Annotated in this window: 15 protein-coding genes; 11 read left to right on the top strand and 4 right to left on the bottom strand. The window is 62.3% G+C overall.

Going from position 1 to position 18,360, the window contains the following annotated elements:
• Positions 1-160 precede the first annotated feature (160 nt).
• From PVE35_RS02225 to PVE35_RS02235, 3 genes are all read right to left on the bottom strand, one after another.
• On the bottom strand, positions 161-841 hold the full coding sequence (locus tag PVE35_RS02225; RefSeq protein ID WP_268180903.1) for an SPOR domain-containing protein: 681 nt from the start codon (positions 839-841) through the stop codon (positions 161-163).
• Positions 842-847: 6 nt separating this feature from the next.
• Positions 848-2,587 (bottom strand): arginine--tRNA ligase, encoded by a 1,740-nt coding sequence (argS, locus tag PVE35_RS02230; protein ID WP_277373631.1) that lies wholly within the window; start codon positions 2,585-2,587, stop codon positions 848-850.
• Between the two features lie 118 nt (positions 2,588-2,705).
• Positions 2,706-4,925, bottom strand: a complete 2,220-nt coding sequence (locus PVE35_RS02235; protein ID WP_277373632.1) for a primosomal protein N' — start codon at positions 4,923-4,925, stop codon at positions 2,706-2,708.
• Positions 4,926-5,085: 160 nt separating this feature from the next.
• Between PVE35_RS02235 and rpmE the strand changes: the two genes are divergently transcribed.
• The 4 genes from rpmE to PVE35_RS02255 all read left to right on the top strand — a co-directional run bounded on the left by rpmE (position 5,086) and on the right by PVE35_RS02255 (position 8,929).
• Positions 5,086-5,298: a 50S ribosomal protein L31 gene (gene rpmE / locus PVE35_RS02240; protein WP_003459015.1), complete on the top strand. Its 213-nt coding sequence runs from the start codon at positions 5,086-5,088 to the stop codon at positions 5,296-5,298.
• Between the two features lie 26 nt (positions 5,299-5,324).
• Positions 5,325-6,125 carry a thermonuclease family protein gene (locus PVE35_RS02245; protein ID WP_277373633.1) on the top strand — a complete coding sequence of 267 codons (801 nt, stop codon included), beginning with the start codon at positions 5,325-5,327 and terminating at the stop codon, positions 6,123-6,125.
• Positions 6,122-7,558 carry a M48 family metalloprotease gene (locus PVE35_RS02250; RefSeq protein ID WP_277373634.1) on the top strand — a complete coding sequence of 479 codons (1,437 nt, stop codon included), beginning with the start codon at positions 6,122-6,124 and terminating at the stop codon, positions 7,556-7,558. Before PVE35_RS02245 ends, PVE35_RS02250 begins: the two co-directional genes overlap by 4 nt.
• A gap of 102 nt (positions 7,559-7,660) precedes the next feature.
• A complete protein-coding gene (locus PVE35_RS02255) occupies positions 7,661-8,929 on the top strand; it encodes a malic enzyme-like NAD(P)-binding protein (RefSeq protein WP_268180915.1) in 1,269 nt (422 codons plus the stop codon).
• 178 nt (positions 8,930-9,107) lie between these two features.
• Here PVE35_RS02255 and PVE35_RS02260 read toward each other — a convergent pair whose 3' ends face one another.
• Positions 9,108-11,519, bottom strand: coding sequence for a penicillin-binding protein 1A (locus PVE35_RS02260; protein ID WP_268180917.1), 2,412 nt, complete (start codon positions 11,517-11,519; stop codon positions 9,108-9,110).
• A 181-nt stretch (positions 11,520-11,700) separates the two neighbouring features.
• On the opposite strand from PVE35_RS02260, the gene PVE35_RS02265 reads away from it, so the two are divergent.
• From PVE35_RS02265 to aroB, 7 genes are read left to right on the top strand one after another with little or no spacing between them, the layout of a single operon-like run.
• Positions 11,701-12,765, top strand: coding sequence for a pilus assembly protein PilM (locus PVE35_RS02265; protein ID WP_268180919.1), 1,065 nt, complete (start codon positions 11,701-11,703; stop codon positions 12,763-12,765).
• Positions 12,765-13,337 (top strand): type 4a pilus biogenesis protein PilN, encoded by a 573-nt coding sequence (pilN, locus tag PVE35_RS02270; protein ID WP_268180921.1) that lies wholly within the window; start codon positions 12,765-12,767, stop codon positions 13,335-13,337. The genes PVE35_RS02265 and pilN overlap by 1 nt, the downstream gene beginning before the upstream one ends.
• A complete protein-coding gene (pilO, locus tag PVE35_RS02275) occupies positions 13,334-13,954 on the top strand; it encodes a type 4a pilus biogenesis protein PilO (RefSeq protein WP_277373635.1) in 621 nt (206 codons plus the stop codon). Before pilN ends, pilO begins: the two co-directional genes overlap by 4 nt.
• Positions 13,954-14,478 (top strand): type 4a pilus biogenesis lipoprotein PilP, encoded by a 525-nt coding sequence (pilP, locus tag PVE35_RS02280; protein ID WP_277373636.1) that lies wholly within the window; start codon positions 13,954-13,956, stop codon positions 14,476-14,478. Before pilO ends, pilP begins: the two co-directional genes overlap by 1 nt.
• A gap of 57 nt (positions 14,479-14,535) precedes the next feature.
• Positions 14,536-16,680, top strand: a complete 2,145-nt coding sequence (pilQ, locus tag PVE35_RS02285; protein WP_277373637.1) for a type IV pilus secretin PilQ — start codon at positions 14,536-14,538, stop codon at positions 16,678-16,680.
• Positions 16,681-16,685: 5 nt separating this feature from the next.
• On the top strand, positions 16,686-17,204 hold the full coding sequence (gene aroK, locus PVE35_RS02290; RefSeq protein WP_277373638.1) for a shikimate kinase AroK: 519 nt from the start codon (positions 16,686-16,688) through the stop codon (positions 17,202-17,204).
• Between the two features lie 51 nt (positions 17,205-17,255).
• Entirely contained in the window at positions 17,256-18,359 is a 1,104-nt protein-coding gene (gene aroB, locus PVE35_RS02295) for a 3-dehydroquinate synthase (RefSeq protein WP_268180930.1), read from the top strand.
• Position 18,360: the final 1 nt, after the last annotated feature.

Genomic DNA, 18,360 nt, shown 5'->3' on the forward strand with positions numbered 1-18,360 from the left:
CCAGTGCTTTTTTCGGCTGTTTTCGCCTCGGCCAGCCTGCCTCGGCTCGGGCTTCCTGCTTCGCTCTATCTCCTGCATCCATGCAGTCGTCGCCTACGTTTTTCAACGGCCTGTTGGGCGATCAGCGTACCGATCCATCCTTTTGCAGCTTGCAGCCGCTTCAACGGACTTGGCGTTGTTGTAACAGCAGGTTGCTGAAACCGCTGGCGGCGAGAGATTTCTGCGCACCGGCCAGTTGTTCGCGGGTGGCGTAGGGGCCGACCAGTACGCGATGCCAGGTTTCCTCGCGTACCTTGCCGGTTTCCACCTTGACGTTCTGCCCGAGGAGGATGATCTGCGCGCGCAGGGCGTCGGCGTCCTCGCGACGGCGGAAGGAGCCAGCCTGGAGGAAGAACTGGGTGGTGACGGGGGCGCTGGCGATCACCTGCGGCGGCGGTGGCGGTACTTCGCCCTTGAGCGCGGCTTCGGCGCGGGCGGTGTCGATCTTCGCCGCTTCTTCCGGGGTTACCGGCTTTTGCTCTGGTGTCGGCGTGGGCGGTGGGGTCTCCTCCAGCGCCTGCGGCAGGATCACCTCGGATTCCGGCAACAGGGTATAGAAGTCGTACTTGGGCCTGGCAGGTTCGCTCGCCTGCGGCCTGGGCTCGGGCTTGTTGCTCTTGGCAGTCTGCTCGCCCTTGTCGCGGCGCACTTCGTCACGCCCCGGTTCGAGGCTGAACAGGAACATGAAGAAGCCGCCGACCACCAGGCCGCAGGCCAGCCAGATCCAGCCAGGTACCGGCTTCTTGGCGGGTGCCTGGTAGCGGCTCGCGCCGCGCTTGGGTGCGGGTTTCTTCTTCGCCATGGCGGGTTACATGCGCTCCAGGGTTTCCAGGCCGAGCAGTTCCAGGCCCTGCTTGAGGGTGCGTCCGGTGAGGGCGGTCAGGCGCAGGCGGCTGTTGCGAGTGGCCTCGTCTTCGGCATTCAGTATCGGGCAGTTCTCGTAGAAGCTGGAGAACAGGCCGGCAAGGTCATACAGGTAGGCGCAGAGCATGTGCGGCGTACCCTTTTCGGCGACGCTGCCCAGCAACTCATTGAACTGCGCCAGCTTGGCGGCCAGGGCCTGCTCCTGCTCGGCGACCAGGGTGATCTGCCCGCCGATCTCGTCCGCACCCTTGCCCAGCTTACGGAAAACGCCGGCCACGCGGGTGTAGGCATACAGCAGGTAGGGCGCAGTGTTGCCCTCGAAGCTGAGCATCAGGTCGAAGTTGAAGCTGTAGTCGCTGGTGCGATGCTTGGACAGGTCGGCGTATTTCACCGAGGCGATGCCCACCACGCGGGCAATCTGGCGCAACTCGTCGTCGCCCAGCTCCGGGTTCTTGCTCTTGACCAGTTCATAGGCCCGCTGCTCGGCCTCATCGAGCAGGTGCACCAGTTTCACGGTGCCGCCGTCGCGGGTCTTGAATGGGCGACCATCCGGGCCGTTCATGGTGCCGAAGCCCATGTGCTCCATTTCCATGCTGGCCGGCACGAAGTCGGCCAGGCGCGCGCAGGCGAAGACCATCTGGAAGTGCAGGGCCTGGCGCTGGTCGACGAAGTACAGCACGCGGTCGGCCTTGAGCGTGCCCGAGCGGTAGCGGGTGGCGGCCAGGTCGGTGGTGGCGTACAGGTAGCCGCCGCCGGCCTTCTGTACGATCAGCGGCAGCGGGTTGCCTTCGGCGTTCTTGAATTCCTCCATGAACACGCACTTCGCGCCGTTGTCTTCGGTGAGCAGGCCCTTGGCGGCGAGGTCGGCGACCACCTGCGGCAGGTCGTCGTTGTAGGCGCTCTCGCCCTTGACGTCTGCCATGCTCAGCTTGACGCCGAGGCGGTCGTACAGCGCCTGGCAGTGGCTCAGGGAGATGTCGTTGAACCGATTCCACAGGCGCAGGCATTCGGCGTCACCGGCCTGCAGCTTGACCACCAGCTCGCGGGCGCGGTCGGCGAACTCGGGGGATTCGTCGAAGCGCTTCTTGGCGGCACGGTAGAAGCCTTCCAGGTCGGCCAGCTCACTCTCGGCCGCCGCCGGGTTTTCCTGCATGTAGGCCAGCAGCATGCCGAACTGGGTGCCCCAGTCGCCAACGTGGTTCTGGCGGATCACGCTGTCACCGAGGAACTCCAGCACACGGGCCACGCCGTCGCCGATGATGGTCGAGCGCAGGTGGCCTACGTGCATTTCCTTGGCCAGGTTGGGGGCCGACAGGTCGACCACCACGCGCTGCGTCGGGCCGTTCTTGCGCACGCCGAGCTTGGCATCGGCCAGCGCCGCTTCCAGGCGCTGCGCCAGGGCATCGCTGTTCTGGAAGAAGTTGAGGAAGCCCGGGCCGGCGATTTCCACCTTGGCGATCTGTTCATCGGCCGGCAGCGCTGCGATCAGCTTTTCGGCCAGGTCACGCGGTTTCATGCCGGCCGGTTTGGCCAGCATCATGGCGATATTGCTGGCGAAGTCGCCGTGGCTCTTGTCCTTGGTGTTCTCCACCTGGATGGCCGGCGTCAGGCCCGCTGGCAGCACGCCATCGGCGGTGAGGCGGTCAAGGGCTTGCTGGATCAGGTGGCGAATGCTGTCTTTCATGGTCGGCTCGGGTTGCCTTGGGTTTGGTCGAAAACTGCGCATTATAAGAGCAGCGACAAGCTGCAAGCCACAAGCGACAAGGAAAAGCACGCCGCCGCTCTTGCTTGAAGCTTGCAGCTTAGAAAAGATCGATCGGGTCGACGTCCAGCGACCAGCGCACCGCGCGGCCGCTGGGCATCTGCTCCAGTGCCAGAGACCAGGGGGTGAGCAGGCGGTGCAGGGGCGCGCGGGCATTGCCTTGCAGCAGCAGTTGCGCGCGGAAGCGCCCGGCGCGGCGCTCCATCGGCGCAGGCACCGGGCCGAGCAGTTCGATGCCGGTCAGGCCCAGCTCGCCCAGCAGGTGTTCGGCTTCGCAGCAGGCTTCATCGAGAAAGCTCTCGGCCTGGCCGGGTTTATGCGCTTCTGCGCGCAGCAGCGCCAGGTGGCAGAAGGGTGGCAGGCCGGCCGCGCGGCGCTCGCTCAGGGCCTGTTCGGCGAAGGCGAAGTAGCCCTGTTCGGTGAGCTGCACCAGCAGCGGATGGTCGGCCAGGTGGCTCTGGATGATCACCTTGCCGGGCTCTTCGGCGCGCCCGGCGCGGCCAGCCACCTGCACGATCAACTGGGCCATGCGCTCGCTGGCGCGGAAGTCGGCGGAGAACAAGCCTCCGTCGGCATCGAGAATGGCCACCAGGGTGACGCGCGGGAAGTGGTGGCCCTTGGCGAGCATCTGGGTGCCGACCAGGATGCACGGTTCGCCCTTGTTGATGGTGCTGAACAGGCGATCCATCGCGCCTTTTCGCGAGGTGCTGTCGCGGTCGATGCGCAGCACCGGATGATCGGGGAACAGCACGGCCAGGCGCTCTTCGGCTCGCTCGGTGCCGGCTCCTACCGGGCGCAGGTCGACGTGCTGGCACTTGGGGCAGTGGCTCGGCTGGCGCTCGACATGGCCGCAGTGATGGCACCGCAGTTCCTGGTAGCGCTGATGCACGGTCATGCGCGCATCGCAGCGAGGGCATTCCGACAGCCAGCCGCAGTCGTGACAGAGCAGGGTCGGGGCGAAGCCGCGGCGGTTGAGGAACACCAGCACCTGTTGGCCAGCCGCCAGGGTCTGGGCGATGGCCTGCTGCATCGGCCCGGAGATGCCCGAGTCCAGCGGCCGGCTCTTCACGTCCAGGCGCAGGAAACGTGGCTGGCTGGCGCCGCCGGCGCGCTGGGTCAGCTTGAGCAGGGCGTAGCGGCCGCTATGGGCGTTGTGCAGGCTTTCCAGCGAAGGTGTGGCCGAGCCGAGGACGATGGGCACCTCTTCCTGATGGGCGCGCACCAGCGCCAGGTCGCGAGCGTGGTAGCGCAGGCCTTCCTGCTGTTTATAGGAGGCGTCGTGTTCTTCGTCGACGATGATCAGCCCTGGGTGCTTCATCGGCGTGAACAGCGCCGAGCGGGTGCCGATGATGATGTCGGCCTCGCCATCGCGCGCCGCCAACCAGGCATCGAGGCGGTCACGGTCGTTCACCGCCGAGTGCAACAGGGCGATGCGCGCGTTGAAGCGCCGGGCGAAGCGGTCGAAGGTCTGCGGGCCGAGGTTGATCTCCGGGATCAGCACCAGGGCCTGTTTGCCGGCTTGCAGGCACTGGTGGATCAGTTGCAGATAGACCTCGGTCTTGCCGCTGCCGGTCACGCCAGCCAGCAGATAGGCGTTGAACTGGTTCCAGCCCGAGGCCACGGCATTGACGGCGGCGCGCTGCTCGGCATTGAGCGGCAGTTCCGGTTGCGCCAGCCAATGTCCGGGCTTGGCATGCGGCAGGTTGCGCCGCAGTTCGACCGTGGCCAGGCCCTTCTCATGCAGCAGTTGCAGGCTGTCGCGGTTGAGCTGCAACTGGCTGAGCAGGCTGTGAGCGACGCCATGCGGGTGCTGCGCCAGGGCCTTGAGTGCCTCCTGCTGGCGCGGCGCACGGGCCAGACGCGGGTCGTCGACGCTGGCGCCCGTTTTGGCCAGCCAGTAGCGTTCCTGGCGCACCTGCGCCGGCTCACCCTGGCGCAGCAGCACCGGCAGCGCCCAGCTCAGGGTGTCGCCAAGGCTGTGCTGGTAATACTGCGCCGTCCACAGGCACAGCTTGAACAGTGATGCGGGCAGCGGTGGGCGCGCATCGAGCAGCTCCAGCGCGGGCTTGAGCTTGTCGGCGGGTACCTCGCTCTGGCTGTCGACTTCCACCAGGATGCCGACCAGTTCGCGTCGGCCGAACGGCACGCGCAGGCGTACACCTGGCTGCAAGGCGCTGCGCGACACGCCAGCGGGGGCAAGGTAGTCGAACAGGCGGCGCAGCGGCGAGGGTAGGGCGAGGCGCAGGATCAGGTCGGGCAAGCCATAAGCTCCATGGACAGGCCGGCGATCTTAGCACGCGACGGCCGGCGCGCTGCGCGCGCTTGCATCGCTCAGCGCGTCTGGTAAGATGCGCGGCCTATTTCCGTGCGGTGCCTGACGTTGGGTCGGGTGGCGGCACGACTACCCCGAGGAAAGCACCATGAAAGCCGATATCCATCCGAACTACGTCGAGATCGACGCTACCTGCTCCTGCGGCAACGTGATCAAGACTCGCTCCACCCTGGGCAAGAACCTGAGCCTCGACGTTTGCTCCGAGTGCCACCCGTTCTACACCGGCAAGCAGAAGGTGCTGGATACCGGTGGTCGTATCGACCGCTTCAAGCAGCGCTTCGGCGTGTTCGGCGCCAAGTAAGCGGCCGAGCGGTAACGGAACGTGCCATGCACCTCTCCGTGAATCTGAAAAAGGCGTCCCTGGTGGGCGCCTTTTTCGTTTCTCTGTTGTGGCTGGAGTTCGCCCAGGCCTTCTGCCCGTTGCGCGCCGACCTGCAGCAGGTGGCCGTGCGCCAGGTGGTGGATGGCGATACCCTGCGCCTGGTCGACGGGCGCAGCGTGCGTCTTATCGGCATCAATACCCCGGAGCTGGGGCGCAAGGGCCGCAGTGACGAGCCCTATGCCGTGCAGGCCAGGCGCCGTCTGCAGGCACTGGTCGAGGCTAGTGGCGGCAAGCTGGGTGTGCAGATCGGCAAGCAGGGCAAGGATCATTATGGGCGCACCCTGGCGCACCTGTATGGGCGTGACGGGCGCAATATCGAGGCGCAACTGCTCAGCGAGGGGTTGGGTTTCATGGTCGCCGTCGCGCCCAATACGCAACTGGTGCGTTGCCAGGGCGAGGCCGAGCGCGAAGCGCGCCAGCAGCGTCTGGGGTTGTGGCGGCAGGTGCAGGCGAAGCAGGCCGGCCAGTTGCGTAGCGGCGGTTTTGCCCTGATAACCGGGCGCGTCGCCGATGTGCAGCGCAATCGTGGTGGTCTATGGCTGGAGCTGGACGGCAACCGTGTATTGCGCGTGGCCCCCGAGTTGCTCGCTGCGTTCGACGATCGCGCCCTGATGCGTCTGCAAGGGCGAAATGTCGAGGCTCGTGGCTGGGTGATCGACCGGCAGAGCCGCGGTGGTTTGAAATCCGGGCAGGCGCGCTGGATGTTGCCACTGACCCACCCGGCGATGTTGGAGGTGTTGCCATGATGCGTACTCTGGGGGTGTGCCTGCTGTGTGTCTGGCTCGCCGGCTGTGCGGTGAACCCGGCCACCGGACGCAACGATTTCGTGATGATGAGCGAGCGCCAGGAGCTGGACATGGGTGCGCGCTACAACCAGGAAATCCTCAAGCAATACCCGCGCTACGACGACGCCAAACTGCAGTCCTATATCCAGCGCGTCGGCGAGCGGGTGGCACGCAACAGCCACCGCAGCCAGCTCAAGTACGTGTTCACCCTGGTCGACAGCCCGGACGTCAACGCCTTCGCCCTGCCGGGGGGCTACATCTATATCCACCGTGGTTTGCTCGCCTACCTCAATTCCGAGGCGGAGCTGGCGGCCGTACTGGGGCATGAGGTCGGGCACGTGACGGCGCGCCACAGCGTGCGCCAGCAGAGCCAGTCCACAGCCTGGGGGCTGCTCGGTCAGGCGGCGGCCATCGGTACGGGCATCGGTGCGGTGGGGGATCTGACCAATGTCATGGGCAATGCCTTCGTGCGGGGCTACGGCCGTGACATGGAGCTGGAGGCCGATGGCCTCGGTGCGCAGTACCTGGCGCGCAGTGGCTACGATCCGCAGGCCATGATCGAGGTGGTCAAGGTGCTGAAGAACCAGGAAACCTTCGCCCGCGATGAGGCCGCCAAGCGTGGTGAGGCACCTGCTGTCGGTGGCTACCACGGCCTGTTCGACACCCATCCCGACAACGACCGCCGCCTGCAGCAAGTGCTCGGCCCGGCCCGTGCCCTGGCTGGCAGCAATCAGGAAGTCGGTCGCGATACCTTCCTGCAGATGCTCGACGGTCTGGTATTCGGCGACTCGGCGGCCAATGGCATTCGTCGCGGCCAGCAGTTCTATCATGGTGAACTCGACTTCACCCTGAGCTATCCGCAGGGCTGGCAACTGGTCAATCGCCCGGACGTGTTGATCGGGCATGCCCCGGACGAGCAGGCATTCATCGCCATGACCCTCGAGCCGGCGGACAAACGCCTGACGCCCGCCGAGTTCCTGCGTCAGCGGGTGGGCGGCCAGCGCCTTTTGGCCGGCGAAGAGCTACGAGTCGGGTCGCTGCAAGGTTATACCGCCGTGCTGCCCGGGCAGTCGGCGCGCCGCGTCGCTGTGCTCTATCGCGGTGCCAATGCCTTTCTGTTCGTGGCGGCAGTCAAGGGGCGGGCATCGCTGGAAACCGAGGATGCGCGCTTTCTCGGCGTCATCCGCAGTTTCCGTGCCCTGACGGCCAAGGAGCGCAAGTTGGCCGAGCCGGTACGGCTCAAGCTGGTGCGCATCAAGGCGGGGCAGAGCATGGCCGCGCTGGCCAGGCAGGGGCCAGCGGGTGAAGGAGGCGAGGCGCGTCTGCGCCTGCTCAACAACCTTTATCCAAGCGGCGAGCCGCGTGCTGGTGACTGGGTGAAGACGCTTCGGTGAAGCGGCGGTTGCAGTGCGACCGAACAGTCTTGTCGAGCTGTATACAACTTGCGTATCCTCGGCCGCCTGCCCATTCAACAGCAACAAAAGCGGAACGCCACTATGTCTGATCTGAAAACTGCCGCTCTCGAATACCATGAGAAGCCCCGTCCGGGTAAGCTGAGCGTCGAGCTCACCAAGCCCACTGCCACTGCCCGTGACCTGTCGCTGGCCTACAGCCCGGGTGTCGCCGAGCCGGTGCGCGAGATCGCGCGCGATCCGGAGCTTGCCTACCGCTACACCGGTAAAGGCAACCTGGTAGCAGTCATTTCCGATGGCACCGCGATCCTCGGTCTGGGTGATCTCGGCCCGCTGGCCTCCAAGCCGGTCATGGAAGGCAAGGGCGTGCTGTTCAAGCGTTTCGCCGGCGTCGATGTGTTCGACATCGAAGTCGATGCCGAGAGCCCGCAGGCTTTCATCGACACCGTGAAGCGCATCTCCATCACCTTCGGCGGCATCAACTTGGAAGATATCAAGGCCCCCGAATGCTTCGAGATCGAGCGCGCGCTGATCGAACAGTGCGACATCCCCGTATTCCATGATGACCAGCATGGCACCGCCATCGTCACCGCCGCCGGCATGCTCAACGCCCTGGAAATCGCCGGCAAGACTCTGCCCGAAGCGAAGATCGTCTGCCTGGGCGCCGGTGCTGCGGCCATCTCCTGCATGAAGCTGCTGGTGAGCATGGGCGCCAAGGTCGAGAACATCTTCATGATCGACCGCAAAGGCGTGATCCACGCCGGTCGTGACGACCTGAACCAGTACAAGGCCGTGTTCGCCACCGAAACCGCCAAGCGCACCCTGTCCGAGGCACTCGATGGCGCGGATGTGTTCGTCGGCCTGTCCGGTGCCAACCTGCTCAGCGCAGAGGATCTGGCCCGCATGGCACCCAACCCCATCGTGTTCGCCTGCTCCAACCCGGACCCGGAAATCAAGCCTGAACTGGCGCACGCCACCCGTAACGACGTGATCATGGCCACCGGCCGTTCCGATTACCCGAACCAGGTGAACAATGTGCTGGGCTTCCCCTTCATCTTCCGTGGTGCTCTGGACGTGCGTGCCACTCGCATCAACGAAGAGATGAAGATCGCTGCCGCCCTCGCCCTGCGCGACCTGGCCAAGCAGCCAGTGCCGCAGGACGTCTGTGATGCCTATGGTGTGCAGTCGCTCGAGTTCGGCCGTGAGTACATCATTCCGAAGCCGATGGACAAGCGCCTGATCACCATGGTCTCCGATGCCGTGGCCAAAGCCGCCATCGAGACCGGCGTGGCGACCTTGCCCTATCCGAAGCACTATCCGCTGAAGTCGGTGGACGAAGTGTTCAACGGCTAAGCTGCCGCTCAATAAAAAACCCGCTTCGGCGGGTTTTTTATTGAGCCTCAAGCTGCAAGCCACAAGCTGCAAGTAAGAGAAAAACCGCTCCCGGAGCATGATCGTAGCTCCGGTATATCAAATGCTCCCCGCGCCGCTTCTACTTACCGCTTGAGGCTTGCAGCTTGTAGCTGCTCCTCTAGAACAGATCGATCGGTGCCATCTCGTCGGCCGGCAGCGGGCTGCCAGGGGCGCCCATGCCCGGCTCGAACTCGTTCATCGGCGGCGGCGAGTCTTCGCTCTTGAATACCTCGAAGTAGGCATCCGGCGTGCCGGGCGAGGCGGCGCGGCCGCTGACCGGGTCGACGCGCAGGGTGAGGATGCCCTTGGGTTCCTTGGGGGCGTGGCTCGGACGATCCTTGAGGGCGGGGCCCATGTAGTTCATCCATATCGGCAGGGCGACGGTGCCGCCGTATTCGTTGCGACCGAGGCTTTCCGGCTGGTCGAAACCAGCCCATACGGTGGTCACGTAGTCGGCGTTGTAGCCGGAGAACCAACTGTCCTTGGACTCGTTGGTGGTACCGGTCTTGCCTGCCAGGTCGTTGCGGCCAAGGGCCAGAGCGCGGCGGCCAGTACCGCGCTTGATCACGTCCTGCAGCATGCTGGTCATGATGTAGGCGGTGCGTTCGTCGATGATCCGTTCCGCGACCTTGGGCTCCTGTGGCGGCAGGTCGTCCGTCGCGTTCACGGCCAGATTCGCATTTTCCTGGTTCGGCTCGCTGCCCGGCACCCGCGCCGGATTGGCGCGGAACAGGGTCTTGCCGTTGCGATCCTCGACGCGCTGGATCAGGTAGGGCTCGATCTTGTAGCCGCCGTTGGCGAAGGTTGCCCAGCCTTCGGCGATTTCCATGGGGGTCAGGCTGGCGGTGCCCAGCGCCAGGGACAGGTTGCGCGGCAGGTCCTGTTCATCGAAACCGAAGCGTTGGATGTAGTCCAGGGTTCGCGGCACGCCCATGTCCTGCAGCAGGCGGATCGACACCAGGTTGCGCGACCTATACAGCGCTTCGCGCAGGCGAATCGGGCCGAGGAAGGTGTTGTTGTCGTTCTTCGGTCGCCATTTCTGCGAGAGGTAGTCGTCCGAGAGGATGATCGGTGCGTCGTTAACCAGGGTGGCGGCGGTGTAGCCACTATCCAGGGCCGCGCTATAGATGAAGGGTTTGAAGCTAGAGCCGGGCTGGCGCTTGGCTTGCACGGCGCGGTTGTAATTGCTCTGCTCGAAGGAGAAGCCGCCCACCAATGCCTCGATGGCGCCGCTGTTGGGGTCGAGGGATACCAGCGCGCTCTGGGCGGCCGGGATCTGCACGAAGCTCAGGCTGCCATCTTGCTGTTGCTGCACGCGCACCACGTCGCCAACCGCTGTGACATCCGCTGGTTGCTGTGGGCGTGGGCCGAGGCTGTTGGTATTGAGGAAGGGGCGCGCCCATTTCATGCTGTCCCAGGGCACGGCTTGTTCCTCGCCGTTGCGTCTGAGCACCAGAATGCCGCTCTTTTCCACTTGGGTGACGATCGCCGGCTCCAGGCCGCCGATGCTGCGGTACTTGCTCAACTCGGCCTGCCAGGCTTCACGCGTCATGCCGGGCAGGCGGCTTTCCGGGCCTCGGTAGCCATGGCGCTGGTCATAGCTGATCAGGCCCTGGCGCAATGCGTCGTTGGCGATTTCCTGCAGATGGCTGGGCACGGTGGTGGTGACGTTGTAGCCCTCGGTGTAGGCCTCGCTACCATAGCGCCCGACCATTTCGGCACGGGCCATTTCGGCGATGTAAGGGGCGTTCAGTTCGGGAGTGGGTACGTGGTAGCGCGCGTCCACTTCTTCGGCCAGGGCCGCTTCGTAGCGCGCCTGGTCGATACGCCCGAGGCGGTAGAGGCGACCAAGGATCCAGTCGCGGCGTTCCTTGGCGCGGGTTGGATTGACCAGGGGGTTGTAGCGCGAAGGCGCTTTCGGCAAGCCGGCGATCATGGCCATCTGTGCCAGGGTCAGGTCGCGGATGGATTTGCCGTAGTAGACCTGGGCTGCCGCTTCGATGCCATAGGCGCGGTTGCCCAGATAGATCTTGTTCACGTAGAGCTCGAGGATCTCGTCCTTGCTCAGCTCGCGTTCGATCTGCAAGGCCAAGAGAATTTCGGTGGCCTTGCGCGAAAAACTGCGCTCGTTGGTGAGGAAGAAGTTCTTCGCCACCTGCATGGTAATGGTGCTGCCGCCACTCTGAATCTGACCGGTTTTCAATAATTGCGTGGCAGCGCGCATCAGGCTCGTCACATCGACGCCATAATGGTTCGCGAAATTATCGTCTTCCGCCGCCAGGAGGGCGCTGATGAAATCCTTGGGGATTTCGTCGAAGCGAATGGGGGAGCGGCGCATTTCGCCGAATTCGGCGATCAGCTTGGCGTCGCTGCTATAGACCCGCAGCGGGATCTGTAGCTGCACCTGGCGCAATGATTCGACGGAGGGAAGGGTCGGGCTAAGATAAAGGTATGCGCCGCTGAAACTGAGCAACAGTCCACAAAATACGGCAAGGCAAGACCAGCACAAGAACTTCAGCAGGCGCATCAAAATGTTCGGAATTCCAAGTAAAAGAATGAGTTAAGCAGTAGCCGAGGCTAAAAGGGAAAAATCGATCACATTATAAGCGTTTTTTCCTCGGGGTAGCCATTTGCGCTTCTGTCAAGACTGATATTTAATGTGGAAAAACATAAATAGTCCGTAAGTCGCGGATGCCAATAGGAAAACGGTCGTGCTAGGGCTCTTCACTAAGAAAGCGAATACGCTGCTGGGGATCGATATCAGCTCGACCTCGGTCAAGCTCCTCGAACTGAGTCGCTCGGGAAGCCGCTACAAGGTAGAGGCTTACGCAGTCGAGCCGCTCCCGCCAAATGCTGTCGTGGAAAAGAACATCGCCGAGCTGGAGGGGGTGGGGCAGGCGCTGTCTCGAGTGTTGAGCAAGGCCAAGACGAGCGTCAAATCAGCCGCAGTGGCCGTTGCCGGCTCCGCCGTGATCACCAAGAGCATCGAGATGGAGGCCGGGCTGTCGGACGACGAGCTGGAGAACCAGCTCAAGATCGAAGCCGACCAGTACATTCCTTATCCGCTCGAGGAAGTGGCGATCGATTTCGAGGTTCAGGGGCCGGCTGCACGTAATCCCGAACGGGTCGAAGTGCTGCTGGCCGCCTGCCGCAAGGAGAACGTCGAAGTGCGTGAGGCCGCCCTCGCCCTGGCAGGACTGACCGCCAAGGTAGTGGATGTCGAAGCCTATGCCCTCGAGCGTGCTTACGCGCTGCTGGAGAGTCAGTTGGGCGCCGGTCATGACGAGCTCACCGTGGCCATCGTCGATATCGGTGCCACCATGACTACGCTGAGCGTGCTGCACAACGGTCGCACCATCTATACCCGCGAGCAGTTGTTCGGTGGCAAGCAGCTCACCGAAGAAATTCAGCGACGCTACGGGCTGTCCGTCGAGGAAGCCGGGCTGGCCAAGAAGCAGGGTGGCCTGCCGGACGACTACGATGCCGAAGTCCTGCAGCCATTCAAGGAAGCCGTGGTGCAGCAGGTGTCGCGCTCGCTGCAGTTCTTCTTCGCTGCTGGTCAGTTCAGTGATGTCGATTACGTCCTGCTGGCAGGCGGAACGGCTTCCATTCCCGACCTTGACCGTCTCATCCAGCAGAAAATCGGTACGCAAACTCTAGTGGCCAACCCTTTTGCCGATATGGCTCTGGGTAGCAAGGTCAACGCAGGTGCGTTGGCCAGTGATGCGCCGGCACTGATGATTGCCTGCGGTCTGGCGTTGAGGAGTTTCGACTGATGGCGCGTATCAACCTATTACCCTGGCGCGAGCAATTGCGCGAAGAGCGCAAGCAGCGCTTTCTGGTCAGCCTGCTTGGTGTTCTGGTCATCGGCGCGGGTTGTGTCTTCTTGGGCGATCAGATGCTGACGGCGGCTATCGATACTCAGAATGCGCGCAACAATTTCATCAAGAGCGAAATTGCCGTGCTCGATTCGCGTATCAAGGAAATCAGTGAGTTGAAGACTCGCCGCCAGCAATTGTTGGAGCGGATGAAGATCATTCAGGATCTGCAGGGCAATCGTCCGATCATCGGGCGTATCTTCGATCAGCTAGTGAGAACCTTGCCCGACGGCGTGTATTACACCAGCGTTAAGATGACGGGCAAGGAGATCGCCATAGTCGGTGCTGCCGAATCGAACAACCGCGTCTCCAATCTGATGCGTAATCTCGACGCCTCTGAATGGCTGACCGCACCCAATCTGACCGAGGTCAAGGCGGTTACCGCAGGTGCCGTCGATCAGGCTAATGTGTTTCAGTTGACGGTGCAGCAGACCCAGCCTCAAGCGGATCAAGTGGAGGCTGCGAAATGAGTTTGCGTGAATCTTTGGAAAGTCTACGTAGTGTCGACCTCAATGATCTCGACCTTAACAACCTGGGGTCCTGGCCGGCACCCGTCAAGTTCATCGCGGGGCTGTTGCTGCTTATCGCTGTCCTGGCCCTGGGATACAACTTCCATCTGAAGGATCTGCAGTCGGAACTGGAGCGCAAGCAGGGTGAGGAGGTGACGCTCAAGGAGCAGTTCTCCAGCAAGGCCTTCCAGGCCGCGAACCTGGAGGCCTACAAGGAGCAGATGAAGGAGATGGAAGTTTCCTTCGGCGAACTGCTCCGGCAATTGCCCAGTGATACCGAGGTGCCTGGATTGCTCGAGGATATCACCCGCACTGGCCTGGGCAGTGGCCTGGAGTTCGAGGAAATCAAGCTCCTGCCGGAGGTGACTCAGCAGTTCTATGTCGAGTTGCCGATTCAGATAAAAGTCACCGGTGGCTATCACGATCTGGCCACCTTCGTCAGTGGCGTGGCGAGCTTGCCACGCATTGTCACCTTGCATGACTTTCAGCTAGCGCCAGCGAGTGCTGGAAACTCCAGTCGCTTGAGCATGCAGATCATGGCCAAGACCTATCGCTACAACGACAAGGGGGCGCAGTGATGAAATTCTCTCGCCTGGCTTTGTTAGTGGTTTTCTCCGTGCTCGCAGGTTGCGGTGCCAGTAGCGACTTCTCCGATCTACGCGCCTATATGGATGAGGTGCGTGCCAGACCCAAGGGTTCCATTGAGCCGTTGCCGACCTTTCAGCCCTATGAAAGCTTCACCTATCGAGCCGCTTCGCTGCGCAGCCCGTTCCAGCCGCCGGTCAAGATCGATGTGGTGGCCCGGCAGAAGGGCTCCAAGGAAATCAAACCTGATGAGAGCCGGGTCAAGCAGTTCCTCGAAGGTTTCAATATCGAAACCTTCGAGATGGTGGGAACCCTGCGTAATGACCATGAGCTCTTCGCACTGGTCAGTGGGGCGGGCGGCGTTCACCGGGTGAAGGTGGGTGATTATCTGGGGCGTAATAACGGCAAGATAATCTCGATCGACGATTCCAAGATCGAGGTGATGGAAATTGTTCCGGATGGCGAAGGTGGCTGGCTTGAGCGGCCGCGCAGCCTTCCCTTGAAGGAGCGCTCCTGATAGGGGCGAAGTGAAGAGATGAATATAACTAATCGGTCTGCCAAACAGGGTACTAACATGAATGGCTCTCTTTCTTGCTTGAGTGCCGCCTTATTGATGGCGTTCTTATCGTCCTCGGCTTTGGCGGCTAATCTTCAAGGTATGGATGTCGCGAGCTTGCCGGGTGATCGGGTCGAGCTGAAATTGTCCTTCGACGAGCCTGTGGCAGTGCCGCGTGGCTATACCATCGAGCAGCCAGCGCGTATCGCCCTGGATCTGCCAGGCGTTGCCAACAAGCTCGGCGCGAAGAACCGGGAGCTTGGCGCTGGCAATGCCCGTAGCGTGACCATAGTTGAGGCCAAGGATCGCACGCGATTGATCGTCAATCTCGGCACCCTGGCGCCCTACAGCACGCGTGTGGAGGGTAACGATCTCTACGTGCTGGTCGGTGAATCCACTGCTGCGCCGGCCAGCCGACCGGCCGTGGCGGCCACCCCGGTCGCTCCAGCTCCGAGCAAGAAGGTCTATGGCGCACCGACCAGGGCCGTGAAGAACATCGATTTCCAGCGTGGTGAGCAAGGTGAGGGAAATGTCGTCATCACGCTTTCCGATCCCTCCGTCAGCCCTGATATTCAGGAGCAGGGTGGCAAGATTCGTCTGGACTTCGCCAAGACCGAACTGCCCGAGTCCCTGCGCGTAAAGCTCGATGTGAAGGACTTCGCTACGCCGGTGCAGTTCGTCAGTGCGAGCGGCGCGGCCGACAAGACCAGCATCCTGATCGAGCCGGTGGGGCAGTACGATTATCTCGCCTATCAGACGGACGACAAGCTCACCCTGAGCGTCAAGCCGCTGACCCAGGAAGATGCCGAGCGTCGCAGTGCCGAGCGCTTCGTCTACAAGGGCGAGAAGCTGTCGCTGAACTTCCAGGACATCGACGTGCGCTCCGTGCTGCAGTTGATCGCGGACTTCACCAACTTGAACCTGGTTGCCAGTGATACCGTTTCCGGCAATATCACTCTGCGTCTGCAGAACGTGCCCTGGGATCAGGCTCTGGATCTGGTGCTCAAGACCAAGGGACTGGACAAGCGTCAGGTCGGCAACGTGTTGTTGGTTGCACCGGCGGATGAAATCGCCGCGCGCGAGCGCCAGGAGTTGGAATCGCAGAAGCAGATCGCCGAGCTGGCACCGCTGCGTCGTGAGTTGATTCAGGTGAACTATGCCAAGGCGGCTGATATAGCCAAGTTGTTCCAGTCGGTTACTGGTACTAATGCGGACGCAGGGGGTAGTGGGGCTGCGTCTGAAGAGCGTGGTTCGCTGGCTGTCGATGAGCGTACCAATAGTATTATCGCCTACCAGACCCAGGAGCGCCTCGATGAGTTGCGCCGTATCGTTGCGCAGTTGGATATCGCAGTGCGTCAGGTCATGATCGAGGCGAGAATCGTTGAGGCCAATGTTGATTATGACAAGAGCCTCGGAGTTCGCTGGGGAGGAACCTTGGGCGGTGCAGGTTCCAAGTGGCGCTCATACGGTAAGGATGGTGCGACTGGTGTTAATCCTCAAGGTGCCGGAACCTGCGGTCCTTTCGGAGGAAACTGTACTCGTCCTACAGTGGGTACCACTAACGTGCCTGTACCTTTCGTGGATATGGGGGTGGTGAATAGTTCCTCTGGTATCGGTATTGGTTTCATTACCGATAACGCTATTCTGGATTTGCAACTTTCTGCGATGGAGAAGAGTGGTAACGGTGAAATCGTTTCCCAGCCAAAGGTAGTAACCTCCGATAAGGAAACCGCCAAGATACTCAAGGGTACTGAGGTGCCCTATCAGGAGTCGAGTTCCAGTGGCGCGACCACTGTCGCCTTCAAGGAAGCTGCTCTTGCTCTGGAGGTCACGCCGCAGATCACTCCTGATAACCGTATTATCATGGAAGTTAAAGTGAACAAGGATGAGCCAGACTATCCCAATGCAGTCTTGGGCGTTCCGCCAATCAAGAAGAATGAAGTTAACGCGAAGGTGCTTATCAATGATGGGGAAACAATCGTAATCGGTGGTGTGTTCTCCAACACCCGAAGCTCTGCTGTGGATAAGGTTCCTTTTCTGGGCGATCTGCCTTTCGTGGGGCGTGTCTTCCGCCGCGACGTGGTGCGCGATACCAAATCGGAATTGCTTGTCTTCCTTACCCCGCGCATCATGAACAACCAAGCCATTGCCGTGAATCGATGACCTAAGTGCGGAATGTAATCCTTGTTGGCCCGATGGGCGCTGGAAAGAGCACCATCGGGCGTTTGCTCGCCAAAGAACTGCGTTTGCCCTTCAAGGACTCCGACAAGGAGATCGAGCAGCGCACCGGTGCCAATATCCCCTGGATCTTCGATGTGGAAGGCGAGCAGGGTTTTCGTGAGCGCGAGCAATCGGTCATCGCCGAGTTGTCCCGGCAGGATGGTCTGGTGCTGGCCACTGGTGGTGGTGCGGTGATGCGTGCCGAGAACCGCCAGGCGTTGCATGCGGGGGGGCGTGTGGTCTATCTGCATGCCTCGGTTGAACAGCAGATCGAGCGCACGGCGCGTGACCGCAATCGCCCCCTGTTGCGCAATGCTAATCCGGCACAGGTGCTGCGTGATCTGATGGCGGTGCGTGACCCGCTGTACCGTGAACTCGCCGATATCGTCATCGAGACGGACGAGCGCCCACCGCGGATGGTTGTGCAGGAGATTCTGGCTCGGCTGGATATGCTACCGCCCCGTTAAAGCCCAGGGCGAACTGCGCTATCCTAGTCGCCTTTTTATCCTGGGGGCGTCATGCAGACACTTCACGTTGATCTCGGCGAGCGCAGCTATCCCATCTACATCGGTCAGGGGCTGCTGTCTCGCCCCGAATTGCTGGCTCAGCATATCGCCGGGCGGCAGGTGGCGGTGGTCACCAACGAGACCGTCGCACCCTTGTACCTGCAAGCGCTGCTGCAGGTGCTCGAGGGTTACAGTGTTGCCTCGGTGGTATTGCCGGACGGCGAAGCCTTCAAGAACTGGGAAACCCTGCAACTGATCTTCGATGGGTTGTTGAGCGCTCGGCATGATCGTCGCACCACGGTCGTGGCCTTGGGCGGCGGCGTGATCGGCGACATGGCAGGCTTCGCCGCCGCTTGCTATCAGCGTGGCGTCGATTTCATCCAGGTGCCGACGACCTTGCTCTCCCAGGTGGATTCCTCGGTGGGCGGCAAGACCGGCATCAATCACCCGTTGGGCAAGAACATGGTCGGGGCGTTCTACCAGCCCAAGGCCGTGGTGATCGATACCTGCAGCCTGAATACCCTGCCCGTGCGCGAGTTGTCGGCGGGGCTGGCCGAGGTGATCAAGTATGGCCTGATCTGCGATGAGCCCTTCCTGGCCTGGCTGGAGCAGAACATGCCGGCCTTGCGTGCGCTCGATCAGCAGGTGCTGACCGAGGCTATCGAGCGCTCCTGTGCAGCCAAGGCGCGCGTGGTCGGTGCCGATGAGCGTGAGTCGGGGGTGCGCGCCACCCTGAATCTCGGTCATACCTTCGGCCATGCCATCGAGACCGAGCAGGGCTATGGCGTCTGGCTGCATGGCGAGGCGGTCGCGGCTGGCACGGTGATGGCGCTGGAAATGTCCCATCGCCTTGGCTGGCTGTCGGCGGCCGATCGTGATCGAGGCGTGCGCCTGCTGCAGGCTGCCGGGTTGCCGGTAGTACCGCCGCAGAACATGACTCCGGAGCAGTTCCTGCAGCACATGGCGGTAGACAAGAAGGTGCTGGATGGTCAGTTGCGCCTGGTGCTGCTCAAGCGCCTGGGCGAGGCCGTTGTGACGGCCGACTATCCGCGTGAAATTCTCGAGGCCACGCTGCGTTGCGACTATGCAGCGCTGGCTCGCTCGATCAACGCTTGAA

It is taken from the genome of Pseudomonas sp. AA-38, assembly GCF_029457475.1.
Lineage (GTDB): Bacteria > Pseudomonadota > Gammaproteobacteria > Pseudomonadales > Pseudomonadaceae > Aquipseudomonas.

Coding starts and splice junctions, on each gene's coding strand:
- PVE35_RS02225 (WP_268180903.1), bottom strand. CDS start 841: ATGGCGAAGAAGAAACCCGCACCCAAGCGCGGCGCGAGCCGCTACCAG.
- argS (WP_277373631.1), bottom strand. CDS start 2,587: ATGAAAGACAGCATTCGCCACCTGATCCAGCAAGCCCTTGACCGCCTC.
- rpmE (WP_003459015.1), top strand. CDS start 5,086: ATGAAAGCCGATATCCATCCGAACTACGTCGAGATCGACGCTACCTGC.
- PVE35_RS02245 (WP_277373633.1), top strand. CDS start 5,325: ATGCACCTCTCCGTGAATCTGAAAAAGGCGTCCCTGGTGGGCGCCTTT.
- PVE35_RS02250 (WP_277373634.1), top strand. CDS start 6,122: ATGATGCGTACTCTGGGGGTGTGCCTGCTGTGTGTCTGGCTCGCCGGC.
- PVE35_RS02255 (WP_268180915.1), top strand. CDS start 7,661: ATGTCTGATCTGAAAACTGCCGCTCTCGAATACCATGAGAAGCCCCGT.
- pilN (WP_268180921.1), top strand. CDS start 12,765: ATGGCGCGTATCAACCTATTACCCTGGCGCGAGCAATTGCGCGAAGAG.
- pilO (WP_277373635.1), top strand. CDS start 13,334: ATGAGTTTGCGTGAATCTTTGGAAAGTCTACGTAGTGTCGACCTCAAT.
- pilP (WP_277373636.1), top strand. CDS start 13,954: ATGAAATTCTCTCGCCTGGCTTTGTTAGTGGTTTTCTCCGTGCTCGCA.
- pilQ (WP_277373637.1), top strand. CDS start 14,536: ATGAATGGCTCTCTTTCTTGCTTGAGTGCCGCCTTATTGATGGCGTTC.
- aroB (WP_268180930.1), top strand. CDS start 17,256: ATGCAGACACTTCACGTTGATCTCGGCGAGCGCAGCTATCCCATCTAC.